At 62.7% G+C, this 18,325-nt stretch carries 14 protein-coding genes; 10 read left to right on the forward strand and 4 right to left on the reverse strand.

Annotated features, from left to right (window positions below; genetic code table 11):
- Positions 1–170 precede the first annotated feature (170 nt).
- Positions 171–2,489 (forward strand): tetratricopeptide repeat-containing sensor histidine kinase, encoded by a 2,319-nt coding sequence (locus JAO77_RS05450; protein ID WP_198989276.1) that lies wholly within the window; start codon positions 171–173, stop codon positions 2,487–2,489.
- A gap of 294 nt (positions 2,490–2,783) precedes the next feature.
- Positions 2,784–3,605: an alpha/beta fold hydrolase gene (locus JAO77_RS05455; RefSeq protein ID WP_198989277.1), complete on the forward strand. Its 822-nt coding sequence runs from the start codon at positions 2,784–2,786 to the stop codon at positions 3,603–3,605.
- A 197-nt stretch (positions 3,606–3,802) separates the two neighbouring features.
- Here JAO77_RS05455 and JAO77_RS05460 read toward each other — a convergent pair whose 3' ends face one another.
- Positions 3,803–6,313, reverse strand: a complete 2,511-nt coding sequence (locus tag JAO77_RS05460; protein WP_198989278.1) for a sigma 54-interacting transcriptional regulator — start codon at positions 6,311–6,313, stop codon at positions 3,803–3,805.
- Positions 6,314–6,536: 223 nt separating this feature from the next.
- On the opposite strand from JAO77_RS05460, the gene JAO77_RS24340 reads away from it, so the two are divergent.
- The 4 genes from JAO77_RS24340 (at position 6,537) to JAO77_RS05480 (ending at position 10,622) form a co-directional block, all read left to right on the forward strand.
- Positions 6,537–7,412 (forward strand): helix-turn-helix domain-containing protein, encoded by an 876-nt coding sequence (locus tag JAO77_RS24340; protein ID WP_198989279.1) that lies wholly within the window; start codon positions 6,537–6,539, stop codon positions 7,410–7,412.
- 72 nt (positions 7,413–7,484) lie between these two features.
- Positions 7,485–8,114 (forward strand): alpha/beta hydrolase, encoded by a 630-nt coding sequence (locus JAO77_RS05470; protein WP_198989280.1) that lies wholly within the window; start codon positions 7,485–7,487, stop codon positions 8,112–8,114.
- Positions 8,115–8,150: 36 nt separating this feature from the next.
- Positions 8,151–9,086: a ring-cleaving dioxygenase gene (locus JAO77_RS05475; RefSeq protein WP_198989281.1), complete on the forward strand. Its 936-nt coding sequence runs from the start codon at positions 8,151–8,153 to the stop codon at positions 9,084–9,086.
- Between the two features lie 111 nt (positions 9,087–9,197).
- The gene (locus JAO77_RS05480) at positions 9,198–10,622 is read left to right on the forward strand and encodes an alpha-L-fucosidase (protein WP_198989282.1); all 1,425 of its coding nucleotides are present in this window, start codon (positions 9,198–9,200) and stop codon (positions 10,620–10,622) included.
- A 16-nt stretch (positions 10,623–10,638) separates the two neighbouring features.
- Here the strand turns inward: JAO77_RS05480 and JAO77_RS05485 are convergent, their stop codons facing one another.
- The 3 genes from JAO77_RS05485 to JAO77_RS05495 form a co-directional block, all read right to left on the reverse strand.
- Positions 10,639–11,382 (reverse strand): ThuA domain-containing protein, encoded by a 744-nt coding sequence (locus tag JAO77_RS05485; RefSeq protein ID WP_198989283.1) that lies wholly within the window; start codon positions 11,380–11,382, stop codon positions 10,639–10,641.
- A gap of 129 nt (positions 11,383–11,511) precedes the next feature.
- The gene (locus tag JAO77_RS05490) at positions 11,512–13,878 is read right to left on the reverse strand and encodes a glycoside hydrolase family 127 protein (protein WP_198989284.1); all 2,367 of its coding nucleotides are present in this window, start codon (positions 13,876–13,878) and stop codon (positions 11,512–11,514) included.
- 347 nt (positions 13,879–14,225) lie between these two features.
- Positions 14,226–14,762 carry a pyridoxamine 5'-phosphate oxidase family protein gene (locus tag JAO77_RS05495; protein WP_198989285.1) on the reverse strand — a complete coding sequence of 179 codons (537 nt, stop codon included), beginning with the start codon at positions 14,760–14,762 and terminating at the stop codon, positions 14,226–14,228.
- 410 nt (positions 14,763–15,172) lie between these two features.
- Between JAO77_RS05495 and JAO77_RS05500 the strand changes: the two genes are divergently transcribed.
- From JAO77_RS05500 to JAO77_RS05515, 4 genes are all read left to right on the forward strand, one after another.
- Positions 15,173–16,045 carry a helix-turn-helix domain-containing protein gene (locus JAO77_RS05500; protein WP_198989286.1) on the forward strand — a complete coding sequence of 291 codons (873 nt, stop codon included), beginning with the start codon at positions 15,173–15,175 and terminating at the stop codon, positions 16,043–16,045.
- A 3-nt stretch (positions 16,046–16,048) separates the two neighbouring features.
- Positions 16,049–16,264 carry a hypothetical protein gene (locus tag JAO77_RS05505; protein WP_198989287.1) on the forward strand — a complete coding sequence of 72 codons (216 nt, stop codon included), beginning with the start codon at positions 16,049–16,051 and terminating at the stop codon, positions 16,262–16,264.
- A gap of 29 nt (positions 16,265–16,293) precedes the next feature.
- The gene (locus tag JAO77_RS05510) at positions 16,294–17,484 is read left to right on the forward strand and encodes an FAD-dependent monooxygenase (protein ID WP_198989288.1); all 1,191 of its coding nucleotides are present in this window, start codon (positions 16,294–16,296) and stop codon (positions 17,482–17,484) included.
- 146 nt (positions 17,485–17,630) lie between these two features.
- A complete protein-coding gene (locus JAO77_RS05515) occupies positions 17,631–18,131 on the forward strand; it encodes a hypothetical protein (RefSeq protein ID WP_198989289.1) in 501 nt (166 codons plus the stop codon).
- Positions 18,132–18,325 lie beyond the last annotated feature (194 nt).

An 18,325-nucleotide genomic window follows, 5' to 3' on the forward strand; every position in this document is an offset into this window, starting at 1 on the left:
TTGGCGAACGAGTGCTGACGCCAGCTTTAGGCACGCAATCCCGAGTCGCTTTTCTTAGCTAGCAGTCGCCAGCAGCGCGCATACTCCTGCAAACCTAAGGAGCCTATAGGGCTAGCCTAGCGGTAAAAAAGCTGGAATAAACGGTACTTTTAAGGCAGAAGAGCTTGCCGTTGGCTGCTCCACCCGACGCGCGGGCGTATTTCGCGGCCCTTATGCACTTGCGTACTTTTCTACTCGCCCTAGGTCTGCTGGGAGCGCTACCTGCCGCCCGGGCCGAGCCCATTGCCCCGCTACTAGCGCCGGCTGAGGCTGGCCGGCTGCGGGCCCAGCTGTGGCGCACCCCGGCGGGCCCGGTTCGCCTGCGCTTGCTGTTGCAGCTGGCCAACGACCTGCTGGCCCGGCACGAGGAGCAGGAAACCCCTCTTGATAGTGCGGCGGTGTATGGGCAACAGGCCTTGGCGCTGAGCACTCAGTTGACCGACCCGGCCGGCCACATTCGCAGCCTGTATGTGCTGGGCCAGCTACCTAGGGCGGGTAGCGCGGCCGATACCACCGGCCGGGCTTTGCTGCGCCAAGGCCTGGCGCTAAGCCAGCAGGCGCGTAGCCCAGCGCTCGAAGCAGCCGGCTGGTTTTACCTGGCCAATAGCTACCCACGCACCAAGGCTGGGCTGCCGCGCAAGCTGGCCGACTACGCCCGCGCCGCCGTCCTATTTGCGCAGGCTAAGCGCCCGCTAGAGCACGCCTACGTGCTAAAAACCATGGCCGATATGCACTTGCTGCAAGGCCACTCGGGGCAGGCCGAGCAAGAATTGCTGCACGTGCTGGCCTTGTACCGCGCCGCCGGCCACCGCGAGTTGCACTATACCTACGACCTACTGCGCGGCGCCACCCGGCAGGTGGGCAACTACCAAGCGGCCCTACGCTACAGCCTGGCCGCCGTGGAGAGCGCCCAGGCCACTCGCGATACCACGTTGCTAGATTACTTATACAGCAACGTGGCCAGCATTTATAAGGAGCTGCAACAGCCCACCCAAGCCCTGGCCTACTACCAGCGGGCCCTGCAGCACGCTCGCCAGCGGCAGGTGCCGGCCGGCATCGTGAGCACGAGCGCTGCCATCAGCCGCATTTTGCTGAGCCAGCACCGGCCGGCGCAGGCGCTACGGTTTTTGCAGGCCTCGGCCGGCGCTTATCAGGCCGCGAGCCCAGGGGTGTACTTGCGGGGCCTCGTGGAGTGCTACGTGGCCCTAGGGCAATATGCGGCGGCCGAGCGCAGCTTGCGGCCGCTGCTGGCCCAGGCCGCGCAGCCCGCCACCAGCGACATGGACCGCATGAATGCTCACCTGGCGTCGGGCCGGTTTTACCTGGCGGCTGGGCGCTATGCCGAGGCGCGCCCGCACTTGCAGCAGGCGCTGCGGCTGTGCCAGTCGGCGGGCTTTCTGCTGCAAGCGGCTAGCCTGCACCAATTACTGTTTCGGGCCGACTCGGCGCAGGGGCGGTTTCCGGCGGCCATCGCGCACCTGCAGCAATACAAGCGCCTGAACGACTCGGTCTTCAATGCTGCCCGTCACCAGCAGCTGGCTAGTCTTCAGATTCAGTACGACACTCGCCAGAAGGAGCAAAATATTGCCCTGCTCACCAAGCAGAGCCTCTTGCAGCAGGCGCGCCTGCATCAGCGCGAGCAGCAGCGCAACGCCTTGCTGGTGGGGGCCGGGCTGCTGCTGCTGTTGCTGGGGCTGGGCTACAACCGCTACCGCCTCAAGCAGCGCAGCAACCGCCAGCTGCGCGCCCAGCAGGCCGAGATAGCGCAGCACAGCCAGGACCTGGCCCGCCTACTAGCCGAGCAGCGCGCGCTGCTGACCGAGAAGGAATGGATGCTGCGCGAGATTCACCACCGCGTCAAGAATAATCTGCAAGTAATCGGTAGCCTGCTGCATACCCAGGCCGATTATTCGGCTGAGCCCGCCACCCTGGCCGCCCTCGAGCAAAGCCAGCACCGGGTACAGGCCATGGCCTTGCTGCACCAGCACCTCTACCAGGCCGACCGCGTGGGCTGGGTGCCGCTGCCTGCCTACGTGCAGGAGCTAGCCATGCACCTGCTTGATGCTTTCGATGCCGCGGGCCGCGTGCGCCTGCACCTCGACCTAGCCCCGCTGGCCCTGCCCGTTGCCACCGCCACGCCCCTAGGGCTGGCGCTCAATGAGCTGCTCATCAATGCGCTGAAGCATGCCTTCGCCCCCAGCCAGGCGGGCACGCTTACGCTCACCGGCCAACAGCTCACGCCCCCCACCTACCTGCTCAGCCTGGCCGACGACGGCCGAGGCCTACCGCCCGATTTTGACCCCAGCCATGCCCAGACGCTGGGCCTCACGCTGGTGACGGGCCTCAGCCGCCAGCTCGACGGCGAGTTTGTGCTGCTGCCTAACCCCGCCGGCCGGGGCACGGTGGCCCGGCTGCGCTTTGCGCTGCCCAGCCTCGCAGTTGAAGAGTAAAACTGCTAACCATACAGATGAGCGTCATGCAGCGCGTAGCGAAGCATCTCGCGTGGCGTAGTAGACCTAGGCGTTAGATATTACTGCGCCACGCGAGATGCTTCGCTACGCGCTACATGGCGTTCTTACTTATAAATGTAGCCGCGGTAAAATCCGCTGATAGTACTGGGAAAGCCGGTTTTTTTACCGTTTGGCGCCCTAGGGGGCCGGGTAGTTTTGCAGGGCCAGAGCCATTGCGCCACGCATGGGGCGGGTCGCCTGGCTAGTGTTTCACCTCTCTTACTACGCAGCGCTATGCCTAAAATCACGGTACAAGACGGCACCGAAATCTACTACAAAGATTGGGGCACGGGTCAGCCTCTGTTCTTCCACCACGGCTGGCCGCTTTCCAGCGACGACTGGGATGCGCAACTCATGTTTTTCCTCACCAAGGGCTACCGCGTGATTGCCCACGACCGCCGTGGGCACGGCCGCTCGTCGCAGGCCCCGGGCGGGCACGACATGGACACCTACGCGGCCGACGTAGCCGAGCTGACGGCCCACCTCGACCTGAAGGACGCTGTGCACATCGGCCACTCTACGGGCGGCGGTGAAGCCATTCACTACGCGGCCCGCGCCGAGCCTGGCCGCGTGGCCAAGGTGGTACTCATCAGCGCCGTAACGCCTCTGATGGTGCAAGGCCCCACTAACCCCGACGGCGTACCCATGTCGGTATTCGACGAAATCCGCGAGGGCACGGCCACCAACCGCGCGCAGTATTTCACCGATTTCTCTATCCCCTTCTACGGCTTCAACCGCGAGGGTGCCAACGTGAAGCCGGGCCTGCGCGACAACTGGTTTCGGCAGGGCATGAGCGGCGGGGCCAACGCCCACTACTACGGCATTGCCGCCTTCTCAGAAACCGACTTCACCGACGACCTCACCAGCGTAGACATTCCGGTGCTAGTGTTGCACGGCGAAGACGACCAAATCGTGCCCTTCCAAGTAGCTGCCGCCAAAGCCATCAAGCTGCTCAAGCACGGCAAGCTGATTGCCTACCCCGGCTTCCCCCATGGCATGCCCGCCACCGAGGCCGCAACCATTAACGCTGATTTGCTAGCGTTTATCAAAGAATAGAAAACAAGCCAATTGCTAATCGACAAGAGCTGCCTCGTCGCCGGGGCAGCTCTTTCGCGTTGGTGCTAACGGAGCGCTAAGCAGTAGCTTGGACTTTGTAGTCCGAGTGCGAGCCTAGCGAGCAGACAGCCCTAGGGTCGTTCGCAGGCTCAATGCTCGCTACGCTCGCGCTCGGACTGCAAAGTTCAAGCTACTGCCTACCGCACGCCTAGCTTTTTCATGCGGGCCTCTAGGGTGGTGGGCTTGATGCCCAGCAACATGGCTGCGCCGCCGGGGCCGCGCACGCGGCCACCAGCCTGGGTCAGGGCCGCCACGATGGCCTCGCGGGCGGCATCAGCGAAGGGGCGCACCGGGGCGGGGGCTAGGGGAGCGGGCTCGGTGGAGGTGAGGGGCTCGGCCAAACTCAGGGTGGGCGAGCGGGCCATAATGGCCGCGCGCTCCAGCACGTGCTCTAGCTCGCGCACGTTGCCGGGCCAGGAATAGGCTAGCAGCTGCTGGGCAGTGTCGGCGGCCAGGCCGGTGAGGGGCTTGCCTAGCTTTTTGGCGAAGCGGTGCAGGAAGTGCGTGGCCAGGGGCAGGATGTCTTCGGGGCGCGCGCGTAGGGGCGGCACGGCCAGCGGAAACACGTTGAGGCGGTAGTAGAGGTCGGAGCGGAAACGGCCCGCGGCCACTTCCTGCTTGAGGTCGCGGTTGGTGGCCGCCACGATGCGCACATCCACCGCGATGGGGCCGCGGCCGCCCACGCGCTCAATCTCGCGCTCTTGCAAGGCGCGCAGCAGCTTGGCTTGCAGCTCTAAGGGCAGCTCGCCGATTTCGTCCAGAAAAATGGTGCTGCCGTCAGCTAGCTCAAACTTGCCCAGGCGCTTGTCGGTCGCCCCAGTGAAGCTACCTTTTTCGTGCCCAAATAATTCGCTCTCAATTAAGTGTTGTGGCAGGGCGGCGCAGTTCACTTTTATCATGGTGCGGCTAGCCCTGGCCGATAGCTCGTGCACGGCCCGCGCCACCAGCTCCTTACCGGTGCCGGTTTCGCCGGTTATCAGCACGGTGGCATCGGTGCCAGCCACCAGCCCTAGGCTGCTGAACAGCGCCTGCATGGCTGGGCCCGTGCCGATGATTTCGCCGATGTTGTAGGTGGTGCGAATTTCCTCAGCCAAGTAGGTATTCTCCAGAGCTAACTGCTGCCCTAGGGTCTTGATGCGTTCGAAAGCCAGCAGGTTTTCGAGGGCCAGCGCCAGCGGGCGGCTGAGTTCTTGTAGTAGACCCAGGTCGCGGGTAGTGTAGGCGTAGGGGGCGCGGCTGGCCACCACCACGGCCGCCACGGGCCGGCCCTGCACAGCCAGCGGCACATACATCGACGAGCGCAGCCCTAGGTACTCGCCGTAGCGCCGAGCCACGGGGTTGCGGGCCCGGCGGGCCTCGCCGGCCTCGCCCACGTTCAGGGTGGGCTGCTGCATCAGGGCCTCCAGCTCCAGCATGGCTTGCTGCCAGGCCAGGCGGGCGGCGGCATCGGGCAGGTGCACAAACTCGGCGGCAGGCAGCAGCCGGAAGCTGCCGTCGGGCTGGCGGCTGGCATGGATGCCGTCTTGCACAGTACCTAGCACGCGGTCGACGCCGTGAAGCGTGAGCAGGTCGAGGGGCAGCACCGGCTGCAAGGCCTGGGCCACGGCCGGGGCAATGGCTTCCAGCTCGCGGCCATTGCGGAAGGCGCTGACCAGGGCTAGCTCGGCTGCTTTCTGGCGGCGGCGGGCTTCTATTTCCTCGCACACCAGCAGGTTGTCGAGGGCTAGGGCTAGCTGTGGTAGCAGCAGTTCTACGGTGGCGTACTGCTCGGGGGCAAAGGCCGCGGGGTCGGGGCTGGCTAGCTGTAAGCTCGTGAAGGAGTGGCGCTTGAGCAGTACCGGAAACACGGCCAGCGCCCGCGCCCCAAACGCCTCGCGGGCGGTACGGGCCGTGCGTTGGGTGCGGCACAGTTCCTCGAAGGCCGCCCCGGCGAAGGTGCCCGTTTGCTCGCCCACCTCGTCGGGCGGCTGCTCGGTGAGGCGCTGCAGCAGCGCGTCGGGTGCGTCGGGGCCCAGCAGCCGCAGCGGGGGCACCTTCTCGAACACGCCGGCGGCATTCTTGTGCAGCACCACCCAGTAAAAAGCTTGTTCCTCGGGCAGCCCAATGCGCAAACTGAGCAGGGTGAAGGGCACCAACTGGTCGAGCTGCGTGGCAATGGCCTGGCTCAGCTCATCGCGGTTGTGCAGGCGCGCAATGGCATTGTTGACAGCTACTTGCAGCTCGCGCTGCCGGCGTAGGCGGGCCTCCTCGCTGTGGGCGTGGCGGTAGCGGGCCAGCTCCAGCGCCGCCAGCACGTCTTTCTCCCGAAAGGGCTTGTTGAGGAACCCTAGGGGCTGCGTGACCTGCGCGGCGGCCAGCACCTCGTCGTTGAGATTGGCCGAGAGGAATACGAACGGAATCTGGCGCTCGTGCAGCCAGCCGGCCAGGTCCAGGCCACTTTCCGGACCTTTCAGAAAGATATCGAGCAGCACCACGGCCGGCGGGGCGTCGGTCAATAGCTGCCGGGCCTCGGCGGCCGTAGCGGCCATTCCCAGCACCGCGTAGCCAGCCTTAGTGAGGCGCCGCCGCAGGTCGTCAGCCACGATAAACTCGTCTTCGACGATGAGCACGGTGGCTAAAGGTTCGGTAGGCGAGGAGGTAAGCGACATAAGCAAAAGGGGCAGAAAGACCCCACATAGTATCCAATAAACTCCAAAACAGGCCTCCAATATACTGGGTGCTCCAATATATTGGAGGCTATAGGATGGCTCTATTAATAAATGGTGTATGCACAAAATATTGATAATCAATATAATATGAGGGAGTAGTCTTGTGGGCCGGCAAGCTGGCACTGTCCTGGCAACTAGCTAGAGCACACCCTCTTTTTATCCCGTGTCTAATTCAGCCATTCTACCTCCCGAGCCGCTACACATTGCGGAATGGGCAGCTACCAGTGGCCCATTGCCGGCCCCCTCTTCTGGCTACCTGGCGTTGTTGCTCGCGCTTGAGGATGCCGGGACCTGCCACAATAGGGAAGGCGTCACCCTTGCGTGTCCGGCCGGTACGCTGCTGCTACTCGGCTCCGCCGACTGCTGGCAGCTCGACGCCCAACGACCCACCCGCCTAGCCTGGTTGTGCTTCTCGCTAGACTACCTGGCTAGCCAAACCGCCGGCCACGCTGAGGCGGCCGACTGGCAGCAGCTGCAAGCGCGCGGGCCGGCCCTAGGGTCGGCCGGGCACCTAGCGGCCACTAAGGTGCCGCCCGCACTAGCGGCTCTGCTCACGCTGCTGGTCGATTGCTACGATGGGCGTCGCGGTGTGGCCCAAGACGCACTGGCTAACCCTTTAGTTGGCACGGTGCTGCGGGCCCTAGGTCCGCTGCTGGCGCCTGCCCAGCCAGAGCCAGCTGCTACCCACGCGGCGAGCGTGGTGCGGCAGGTGCTGGCCTACATTCGGCGGCATGCGGCGGCGCCCGAGCGGCTGCACCTAGGGCACCTGGCCCAGGAGTTTGCCTATTCGCCCTCGCACCTGAGCGCCTTGTTTCGGCAGCATATGCGCGAGCCGCTGCACCAGTACATCGTGCGCCACCGGCTGCAACTCGTAGAAAATCAGCTGCAAGCCAGCGTGCTTACCGTGTCGCAAATCGCCGATGAGCTGGGCTTCGTGGACGTGTGTCATCTCAACAAGCAGTTTAAGAAGCGCTACCATCTCACGCCCACCGAGTACCGGCGACAGCGCAGGCGCCCTAGCCCCCTGAGCTACGCGTAAGGCTTTTGCGCTGACCGCGCTAGCTCGCTTTCTCTTATGATTTCTCGCCGGCCGCGTAGCCGGCCTCCCCTTATGCATGACGCCCCCATCACCCTAGCCGGCCAGCCGCTGGCCTCGGCTTCTAAGGCTCTCATTTTACTGCACGGCCGCGGCGGCAGCGCAGCCGATATCCTGTCGCTGGCCCGCTACCTGCCGGTGGCCGACTATGCCCTGCTGGCCCCGCAGGCCACCGGCCACACCTGGTATCCGCAGTCATTCCTGGCCCCGCCTGCTCACAATGAGCCCTACCTGACGGCGGCCCTAGGGGCCGTGGGCCGCGCCGTGGCGCTGGCCGGCGGCCACGGCATCGTTCCCGAAAACGTGTACCTGCTGGGCTTCTCGCAGGGCGCTTGCCTCACCCTAGAATACGCCGCCCGCCATGCCACCCGCTACGGTGGGGTAGTGGCCTTCACGGGCGGCCTGATTGGCGACCGGCTATACCTCGAAAACTACGCCGGCGACTTTGCGGGCACACCCTGCCTGCTGGCCAGCGGCGACCCCGATGCGCATGTGCCCGCCACTCGGGTGCGTGCCTCCACGGCCCTGCTCACTACCCTAGGGGCCGCCGTCACGGAGCAGATTACGCCCGGCATGGGCCACACTGTTACGCCCCAGGAGTTGGCCCTGGCTAGCCAGCTAATTTTCAAGCAGCCTGCTTCTTAAGTTTCATTTTCATCTTACTTCTTTCCCCTTAGCTCTATGGAACCTCGTATTCTGGGCCTGCACCACGTCACGGCTATCGCCGGCAATGCGCCGCGCAACTACGATTTTTACACCCGCGTGCTAGGCCTGCGCATGGTTAAGAAAACCGTCAATTTCGACGACCCTGGCACCTACCACTTCTACTTCGGCGACGAAACTGGCTCGGCTGGCACCATCCTCACGTTTTTTCCTTGGGAGCACATTACGGCCGGGCGGCGCGGCACTGGGCAGGCCACCGAAATCGGCTACTCGGTGCCGGCCGGCAGTTTTGATTTCTGGATGAAGCGCTTCGACGCCAATGGCGTGACCTACAACAAGCCGAGTGAGAAGTTTGGCGAGCGTTACCTGACCTTCCTTGACCCCGACGGGCTGAAATTTGAATTGATAGAGTCGAAAACACCCGACACGCGCACGCCCTGGACCACGCCTGAGGTTAGCGCTGAGGTGGCTACTAAGGGCTTCCATACCGTCACGCTCACGCTGGCCGACCCCGCCCGCACGGCCGAGATTTTGACCGACGTATTTGGTTACACGCTGCTCGAGCAGCACGTCAATCGCAGCCGCTACGTGACCGATGCGGTGCCGACCGCGCAGTACATCGACCTGGTGGCTGCCCCCGGCGAGGCCCGCGCCATCACGGCTGGCGGCTCGGTGCACCACATTGCCTTTCGGGTGAAAGACGACGAAGCCGAACTATACTTTCGCCGAAAGCTCGTGGCCAAAGGCTTGCAGCCTACGCCTCAAATTGACCGCGACTACTTCCACTCGGTGTACTTCCGCGAGCCGGGCGGCGTGCTCTTCGAGCTGGCTACTGATAACCCCGGCTTCACGGTCGATGAGCCGCTGGCCGAGCTAGGCACCCACCTGATGCTGCCCACCCAGCACGAGCACTTGCGCACGCAGCTAGAGCAGCGCTTGCCCCCGGTGGGGTAGCCTAGCGCAGTCAGTTTTTATCAGCCGCAGGGCCCTAGGTGGGCGGCGTACCCAGTAGCTACCGGGTACGCCGCCCACCTAGGGTGCCCAGCCACACCCTACGCTCACGCTATGTCCTCCACGAGTTTTTCACGCATTCTTCTACTTGCTGGCTCGCTGTTGCAGCTGGCTTGGCCCACCGCCGCCGTAGCGCAATCGGCCGCGCTGGCCAGCGCCCCGCTGCCCCTAGGGCAGTTGCAGCAGCAGTTCGTGGATTTGCGCTTCGGGATGTTTATTCACTTCAACATCCCGACCTATATGAACCAGGACTGGCCCGACCCGGACGCGTCACCAACCTTGTTCAACCCGAAGAAACTCGATGCTACGCAGTGGGCCCGGGCGGCTAAGTCGGCTAACATGAGCTACGGCTGCCTCACCACCAAGCACCATAGCGGCTTCTGCATCTGGGACACCAAGAGCACCGATTACAGCGTGATGCACAGCCCCTATAAAAAGGACGTGGTGCGGCAGTTCACGGACGCCTTTCGGGCCAATGGCCTGAAGGTCATGCTCTACTACTCCATCCTGGACACGCACCACAAGCTGCGGCCCAACCAGATTACGCCCGCCCACATTGCCATGATTAAGACGCAGCTGACCGAGCTGCTGACGAACTATGGCAAGATAGAGGCCCTGATAATCGACGGCTGGGATGCCCCGTGGTCACGCATTTCCTACGACGAGGTGCCCTTCGCCGACATCTATACCCTTGTCAAGTCGCTGCAGCCCGACTGCCTGGTAATGGACCTGAACGGCGCCAAATACCCCGCCGAAGGACTGTACTACACCGACATCAAAACCTACGAGATGGGCGCCGGCCAGCGCCTGGCCCCCGGCAGCAAGCGCATGCCTTCGCTGGCCTGCTTGCCCATCAACAGCGCTTGGTTTTGGAAAACCGACTTTCCCACCGTGCCCGTGCGCGACCCCGCCAAGCTGGTGCAGGAAACCCTGGTGCCACTCAACGAAAACAGCTGCAACTTCATCCTGAACGTAGCGCCCAACCGCGACGGACTGATTGATGCTAACGCCCTAGCCGGGCTCAAGGAAATCGGTAAACTGTGGAAAAACCAGGGGCCTACCACGCCACTCACGCCGCTTGAGCCACCCATCATAGCCAGCAACCTGGCCAAAAACCAAGCGGCCAACTCCAGTTGGAGCGACGACATGAACATCATGGACTTCGCCAACGATGACGATTATCGCACCAGCTGGCAGTCCAACAAAACAGTGCAGCAGCCATGGTACGAAATCGACTTCAAGAATGAGCGCAGCTTCAACACGGTGGTAGTGGCCGAGGAGAAAGCCAACATCAGCGGCTACACCCTCGACTACTGGAACGGCGTGGCCTGGCTGCCGCTGTTTGAGGGCCGCAATGGCGACCGCATCAAGCTGCACCGCTTCAATCGGGTGTGGGGCAGCAAGGTGCGCATGCAGATTAAGGCCTCTGACCACCAGCCCTCCATCGCCGAGTTTCAGGTGTTTGACGAGCGACGCTAGGGCCGCCTAGGTATAGCTACTGGCCCATGGCGTAGCGCAAGCCACCTAGCAAGTGGCGCTGAAACAACGAGTCGGCGTAGTTCTCGGGCAGGTGGCCGCCGGCTGTGTAAAAGGCGCGCCCCCCGCCGTAGGCGTGGTACCAGGCAAAGGGGTGCTGCTGGCCATTGATACCCCCGGTGTAAGACGTTTCATCTACGGTGGCCAGCACCCGCAGGTCGGGCGCGATATCGCGGAAGTTGTACCACTCATCGGTGCGCTGCCACCGTGCGGGCAAGAAGCTGGTCGCGGGGTGTTTGGCATCAGTGACGAGCACGGTGGCGGGCTGCACCTGGGGGTGGCTCTTGAAGTAGGCGCCCACCAGCTTCCCGTACCAGGGCCAGTCATACTCGGTGTCGGAGGCCGCGTGCACGCCCATAAACCCGTGGCCCTGCCCGATGTAGCGCTCGAAGGCCGCCTGCTGAGCCGGGTCTAGTACGTCGCCGGTGGTATTGAGAAAAACAACGGCGGCGTAGCGGCGCAGCGTGTCGGCCACAAAGCGCGAGGCCTGCAAAGTGGTATCTACGCGGAAATTGTGGGCGCGCCCTAGCTGCTGAAAGGCAGCCAGGCCAGCGGGAATAGAGGCGTGGTGGAAGCCTTTAGTTTTGTAGAAAACCAGCACGGCCGGCCGCTGGCTACCCTGCGGCGACTGCGGCAGCTGGTACGAGCAGCCGCTAGCGAATAGGCTGGCTAGCAGCAGCCAGGGGCGGTAAGAAAAGCGCATAGAGCTACAGAAAGGACTGGTAGATTTCTAATTAAAACACGACTGCCGCCCGTTGGTGGCGGCAGTCGGCTTCGGCAGTGGGTGGTAGGCACACCCTAGCAAAGCAGCAAGGTAGGCCTCCCTAGGTGGCTATTTCAGCAGCCGCACGTCGAAGACGCCGCCGGCCGTGGAGCCGGGGTCGGCCGCAAACTTAACGGTGAGCACCTGGCTGGCAGGGCCGCTACGCAGAGCCGCGGGCAGCGGGTACTCCACATCGAAGAACGTGCTGCCCTTGCTGGCATCAGAAGTTACTTTTTGCAGCAGCTTGCCGTTGAGAAAGATGGAGAACGTGCGGCCCCGGTCGCCGCCGAAGTACGTCACGCGCAGGGCGCGCGCTTCGGCCTTGGGGTTGCGCAGGTTGTAGCTAAACCAGCCAGTGGCATGGCGGTAGTGGCGGTCCTGAAACACGCCCGCCTCGGTGCGCTCGCTGGCAAAGCCGTGGTCAGACTCAGGCTGCTGCTCGCCGGGAGCTACACGGTCTACGGTGCGCGCATCTAGGGCCAGCTTCTCGGCATCCTTCTGGCGAATAGCTTCTTTACGGGCGGTTAGTCCTTCGGGCGTCGTCACGGGCCAGTACACCATGTAGCGCGTGTCGTGCAGCTGATAGAAGGGTACTAGCTTGACGTTGCGGTACTTATCGGCATCAATCAGCGTCGAGGCCGTAAAGGTGAGTGGCTCGCCGGGCACGGGCCGGATGCCGGCCGTGAGGTCGGCGGGCTGGCGGCTCACCAGCACCGGGGCGTCGTCGAGAGGGTAGAGGCGGCCGTTGGCCACGTGGCCCATGCGGCTGCCCCCGGCGCGCAGGCCAGGCTGGTCGGTGGTGTCGGTAGCGGCGGCCAGCACGATGGGGCCATGCACAAACGACACCCAGGGCGAATGGTCAGGCAGGTACTCAGCCGTGGTGTGCATGGGCAGTGCTACTGTCACTACGTCGCCCGATTTCCACTTGCGGTCCACCGTGACGTAGCCAGGCGTAGTCGAGCTAGTAGCCACTGGCTGGCCATTTACTTGCACGGCTAGCTGGCCGGCCGGCACCCACGCCGGCTGCCGAATGCTGAGGGCAAACTTGCGCGACTTCTTGAGCTTAAGTGCCAGCTCCGTTGTTTCGGCAAACGGAAAGCGGGTGGTCTGGGTGAGCGCGACGCCCGCCTCCTGCCACGCCAGGCGCGAGGGCATAAACAGGTTGACCAGCAGCTGCTCTTTGCCGCGGTGCGCATAAATCAGCTCGCCGTACTTGCCGTGGTTTTCCAGCCCCGAGCCCACGCAGCACCAGAAGCTTTCCTGGGGCTGCGAGTACACCCGGTAGTGCCGCGGCCGCATCGATGTGAAATACACAAACCCGCCCGTGCCCGGGTGCTGCGAGGAAAGAATGTGGTTGTAAGTTGCTCGCTCGTAGTAGTCTAGGTACTTGGTATCGCCGCTGGCTAGGTACAGGTCCTTGCTGAGCTTGAGCATATTGTACGTGTTGCACGTTTCGGGTCCCTCCTTGCTTTCGAGCATCGACGTGAAGTCGGTGGCCGGGTGAAAGTGCTCGCTCACGCTGTTGCCGCCAATCGACACGGTGCGGTGCTCCACCACGGTTTCCCAGAAGAACTTGGCCGCTTTGCGCCACTCGGGGTCGCCGCCTACTTGCGCCACGCGCTCGTAGCCAATCACTTTAGGTATCTGCGTGTTGGCGTGTAGGCCATTGAGCTTGTCCTGGCCTTGCAGCAGGGGTTGCAGTAGGGCCTGCTGCGAAAACCGCTGGGCCAGCTTGAGGTAGCGGGCATCGCCGGTGATGTCGGCCACATCGGCAAACACTTCGTTGAGGCCGCCCTGCTCGGCGCGTAGCATGTCCTGGATTTGCGCATCGCTGAGGTTGGCCGTGAGGTCGAGGCACCAGTCGCTGAGCTTGATGAGCATGGTTTTGGCCTTTGCGTTGCCAGCCAGCAGGTAGGCGTCGCGCAAGCCGGCGTAGGTCTTGTGCAGGTTGTACCAGGGCACCCACTTCTGGTTTAGCCCAAAGCTATTGGCCTGAATATTACCCGCCTTCACTTGCTGCCACATGGCCGGCCCGCCCGGAATGCCCCCTAGGTAGCCGTTACCGCTTTTTTGCTGGCAAACCTCCAGCTGGTCAATCATGTAGGTGAGACGCTGCTGCACCTCTTTGTCGCCGGTGGCCGCGTACAGCAGGGCCAGGGCCGAGAGGTAGTGCCCGCCCACGTGGCCATCGAGGCCGGTGTTTTCCCAGTTGCCGTAGCGCTCGGCCTTGGGCTGCAGGCCGGCCGACAGCTGAAACGGGGCCAGCAGGCGGTCGGGGTCCAGGGCCATGACGTAGGCGCGGTCGGTTTGCTGGGCTTCGCGAAAGGGGCTTTCGAGCAGCGCTACCGACGACAGCGGAAAGCTCTGCAGCGGCGCCGACTGGCCGCTAGCCAGGGTGGGGAGTAGGAGGGTAGAGGCGAAGAGAAGGGATTTCATAAAAGGTACTACCCGATTGGGAGCGTGCAATCGGCAACAAGAAGAGACGCAACAAAGTGGCTAAGTAAGCGCAAGCTACCACATTAACGTCAATTGGAAACTTCATCTAACACACATCTTTGTAAAGCATTGGGCTTATTGCCTAGAGTTTTTTATTGACGGACGGCAACAAACTATAGCGCTGCCTACCCATAGCAGCGCATAAAACACCGTCTGGTCGCTACAAAGAGGCGGACACACGCCAAGTTGGGTGCGAACGCTGGGGGCCGACCAAATCCTAAAAAAATGTCCGCCCCAGCGCGTAGCCAGACCGGACATTCGTAGAATAACCTAAGAACCAGGAAAGCTTACACAGCTAGCTTGCCCTCTATGGAGTCGTCAAGCGTTTGGCCGATGGCAGCACCGATGGCCGTTTTAACGAGTGCTATGGCGTTGCCGTGCTTGTTGTCCCAGTAGTAGCCGTCTTGCGGCGCTACCTTAATAACGGTGATACGCGGGTCGTCTTCTCCCTCCGTAAACCACGCCTTCAGAATGGGATTCCACAGCTCGTGAATGCGCGCCTTATCGGTCGAGATGGTAGCCGTGCCTACCACGCTCAGAAAGTCGGAGTGCGCCGAGCCCTGAAAGAGCAATTGCACCTGGTCGTCTTCCTGTAGCTCCTGGTTTTTGTTGCTATCGTTGGCGCTGAGAAACCAGAAGTTACCTTGCTCATCAACCTCTTGCACGGCCATCGGCCGGGTGGCCGGCACGGTGGCAGCGCGCAGCCGGGTGCTGAAAAAGCACGTGTTGGTTTTGCCGGCCAGCTCCTTGATTTTCTTTACTGCTTCGGCTTGGTGCAGGTCCTCATAATTGTGCTCGGGTTGTTGTTGGTTGATGCTGTCCATTAGCTGAATAAGCTGGGGTAATGAGGAATAAGGCCCGGCCCCTAGGTTGCCAACGGCCGCTCGGCCCTCGAAAAGGGCGAAACAGGAGCAAGCGAGGACCAATGCCCGTAGCAGCCCAGTGTCTGCGTACGCTGCTTGCTTACGCGCTGGGAAATCAAATCGTTATTTAGGCAATCATTTCCAGGCCTGGACCTCTGGCAGCTAGGCGCTGGCTCAGTGTCAGTAGTCGGGCAAGGCGTCGCAGCTTCTCACAGGCGTAACCTAGGGCTATTAAAAACCGGGATTTGTCCACCCAAAGCCGTTATTCGGTAGCCGCTGGGTGGCTAGCGCCCCAATACTTTTGCTCCTGCTTGGGGTAGCGAGGACAACTTGTTCTAATGTCGCTCAGAAACCCCTAGCCTAGGTAGCTCATGTCCCAAAAAATCATTCCGTTGCAGTCACTAAGCACCAGCTGGGCTGGGGTGGCGGTGTATCATATTGCGCCGGCCGACCTTACGCCGCACGTGCAGCGAGAGCTGGCTATTGCGCACCGGCACGACCACTACAGCTGCTTTCTCACCGAGGAGGGGGCTGTAGAGATAACCGTGGATTTTCAACCCCTGCGCCTGGTGCCGCACTCGCTATTTGTGTCGTGCCCCGGCCAGGTGCACCAAGTGGCTATGCCCCAGCAGTATCGGGGCTGGATGGTGCTGGCCGATGCCAAGCTCCTGAGTCCGCCCACCCGGCGCTACTTTGAACAAGCCAGCGCCCGCCCCGAGTTGCTGCACCTAGGCGCGGCCGAGCACGCGTGGTTTCAGCAACTGCTGCCCGCACTGCACGAGGCGGCTGGCCCGCCCAACTCCCAGCTAGCCGATGCCGAAACCAGCCAGCACCTGCTTAATGCCTACCTGGCCCAGGCCGTGCGCTTGCTGCAAGCCCAGCCGCCCCAGCAGCCGGCGCCCTCTCGGCGCAACCTGGCGCTCACGCAGCAGTTTCGCCAGCTACTGCAGCAGCACTTTTTAAGCTGTAAAAAACCAGCCTCCTACGCCCACCAGCTGCACGTGAGCGTCAACCACCTCAACGATACGGTGAAGGCTACCACGGGCTTCTCGGTCAGCTACTTCATTCAGCAGCAAGTGCTGGCCGAAGCCCAGCGTCTGCTCGTTTACACCGACCTCAACGTGCAGGAGGTGGCCGGGCAGCTGGGCTACGACGATACCAAGTACTTCAGTCGCCTTTTTGCTAAGGGCACTGGGGTGTCGCCCAGCCTCTTTCGCCAGCGGCAAGCCCCGCAAGCAACCTAGAAGATGGAGCAAGTAGAAGTATTTCGGACTTCGGTAGCCACCCCCGCGCAGGCCGCACCGCTCATCACGCAGCTGCAGGCGCTATTGCCTGGCTGCCGCATCACCTTCGACCTAGACGACTGCGATAAGGTGCTGCGAATTGCCGGGCCCGTGGTGGGGACACCGGCGGCTATTGCCTGCTTGGTGCGGGTCGGCTACGCTTGCGTGCCTCTAGACTAGTAATGATTTTATCCTATTTATTGCTGACAATGAACGTATTGATAACAGGGGCTAGCATTGCTGGCCCCGCCCTGGCCTGGTGGCTGCACCGATTTGGCATGGCGGTGACGGTGGTAGAGCGCGCCCCGGCGTTTCGCGATGGTGGCCAAAACATCGACGTGCGCGGCGCCGGCCGCACCGTACTGGAGCGCATGGGGCTCTTCGAGGCCGTGAAAGCCCACGGCACGGGCGAGCAAGGCCTGGTTTTCGTGGATGAAAACAACGCCACCGTAGCCGAATTTGACGAAGCCGACCTAGGTAGCAACAGCTTCACGGCGGAGCTGGAAATCTTGCGCGGCGACCTGGCCCGGCTGCTCTACGAGCACAGCCGCGCCCACGTCACGTACCGCTTCGGCGACTATATCAAGGCGGTGGAAGAAACGTCCGAGGGCGTCATCGTCACGTTTGCGCACGGCGAGCCGCAACGCTTCGACCTAGTGGTGGTGGCCGAGGGCGCCAACTCGGCTACGCGCCAGCTGCTGTTTGGTGCCGAGGTCACGCGCAAGCCCTACGACTTGTACGTGGCCTATTTTACCATAGCGCGGGGCGAGCACGACCACGAGCTGGCGCGCACCTACAATGCGCCGGGCGGGCGCGGCGTCTGCCTGCGGCCCGACAACCAAGGCACTACCCGCGCCTTGCTCACGCTACAGCAGGAGGCTGCCGGCTACGAAGACCTCTCGCCCGAAGAGCAAAAGGACCTGCTGCAAGCGCGCTTTGCCGATGCGGGCTGGGAAACGCCCCGCGTGTTGGAGGGGCTAGCCTGCGCCGACGATTTCTACTTCGAATTTGTGAGCCAGGTGAAGCTAGACCGCTGGGCCCAGGGGCGGGTGGTGCTCACTGGCGACGCGGCGTGGTGCGCGGGCCCCTTTGGCGTAGGCACCACCGAGGCGCTGGTGGGCGCCTATGTGCTGGCCGGCGAGCTGCGGCAGCACCCCAGCGACTACCGCGCCGCCTTCGCCGCTTACGAGCGTCTCATGCGCCCCTACGTAGCGCAGGGCCAGGATGTGCCGAAGCTGGCCCCGCGCCTGGCAAACCCGCAGAGCGAGCTGGGTATTGCCGTGCAGCACACGGTGCTGCGCGTGGCGGCGGTCCCGGGCATCCGGCAGGTAGTAGGCAAGCTGGCCGCCCCGCCCACCGATGCTATCGAGCTGCCCGACTACGAGCACGCCGGCGGCTAGCGGCGCTTGGCGTGCTCTAGCGCTCCTAGGTCGGCCGGCAGCCGACCGGCAGCCGTAAGCCTACTGCCCGGCCCCGGCTGGCTGGGCTGGGCAACCTTTGGGCGCCTGGCTGCATCTTAGCTGGTACCTACCTCGTTTTGTGATTTATGACACGTGCTCTTTCTTACTCTCTGCTGAGCCTACTACTGGTCGGCGCCACGGCCTGCCACGAAGCGGCTACCATCCCACAAACAGAGTTCTTTGTGCAAGCCACTCGGAATGCAACCCCTTGGACAGCCACTGCCACCGCCACCCATAGCAAGGCCAGCCAGCAATTTTACCTCGTGGGGCAAACCGGCGACGCAGCTAAAGCCGAAGCCTTGTCGCTGGGTTTTGCATTGCCCGCGGCACCCCAGCTGGCGCCCGTGCAGGCGTTGCCGGCCGCCTGGCGGGTGTCGGTGGGCTACGATGCGCTCATCGACAGCTACGCCACCGCCGATGAGGCGGGCCTCCCTAGGCTAGAAATAACGCGCCTCGACACAGTAAACAAGGTAGTAGAAGGCCGCTTCGAGGCCACCCTGATGCGGGAGAAGCAATGGACTACGAAGCCGGAACCGATGACCTTGGAGAAGGGCTCCTTCCGGGCGCACTATACCGAGGTGCCTTAAAAAATATTTTGAAGCGCCGGCCAGAGGCCGATGAAATAGGGGGCACGGGGTGCAGTTTCGTACCCTAAGTGCTATTTCAATAAAAAATAGGGGCGCACTTTTATAGTGAATAAGTAGGTGCCGGAGTAAATAAGTTGTAGTATATTGTAAATAAACATAATTTGTAGGTGACGTGAGGAAAAAGCAGGGGGTAA

The organism is Hymenobacter sp. BT559 (assembly GCF_016427535.1).
Classification (GTDB): domain Bacteria; phylum Bacteroidota; class Bacteroidia; order Cytophagales; family Hymenobacteraceae; genus Hymenobacter.

Bases quoted from the DNA above. Each gene is read 5' to 3' on its own strand.
- JAO77_RS05455 (WP_198989277.1), top strand. From the start codon at position 2,784: ATGCCTAAAATCACGGTACAAGACGGCACCGAAATCTACTACAAAGAT.
- JAO77_RS05460 (WP_198989278.1), bottom strand. From the start codon at position 6,313: ATGTCGCTTACCTCCTCGCCTACCGAACCTTTAGCCACCGTGCTCATC.
- JAO77_RS05470 (WP_198989280.1), top strand. From the start codon at position 7,485: ATGCATGACGCCCCCATCACCCTAGCCGGCCAGCCGCTGGCCTCGGCT.
- JAO77_RS05475 (WP_198989281.1), top strand. From the start codon at position 8,151: ATGGAACCTCGTATTCTGGGCCTGCACCACGTCACGGCTATCGCCGGC.
- JAO77_RS05480 (WP_198989282.1), top strand. From the start codon at position 9,198: ATGTCCTCCACGAGTTTTTCACGCATTCTTCTACTTGCTGGCTCGCTG.
- JAO77_RS05485 (WP_198989283.1), bottom strand. From the start codon at position 11,382: ATGCGCTTTTCTTACCGCCCCTGGCTGCTGCTAGCCAGCCTATTCGCT.
- JAO77_RS05490 (WP_198989284.1), bottom strand. From the start codon at position 13,878: ATGAAATCCCTTCTCTTCGCCTCTACCCTCCTACTCCCCACCCTGGCT.
- JAO77_RS05495 (WP_198989285.1), bottom strand. From the start codon at position 14,762: ATGGACAGCATCAACCAACAACAACCCGAGCACAATTATGAGGACCTG.
- JAO77_RS05500 (WP_198989286.1), top strand. From the start codon at position 15,173: ATGTCCCAAAAAATCATTCCGTTGCAGTCACTAAGCACCAGCTGGGCT.
- JAO77_RS05505 (WP_198989287.1), top strand. From the start codon at position 16,049: ATGGAGCAAGTAGAAGTATTTCGGACTTCGGTAGCCACCCCCGCGCAG.
- JAO77_RS05510 (WP_198989288.1), top strand. From the start codon at position 16,294: ATGAACGTATTGATAACAGGGGCTAGCATTGCTGGCCCCGCCCTGGCC.
- JAO77_RS05515 (WP_198989289.1), top strand. From the start codon at position 17,631: ATGACACGTGCTCTTTCTTACTCTCTGCTGAGCCTACTACTGGTCGGC.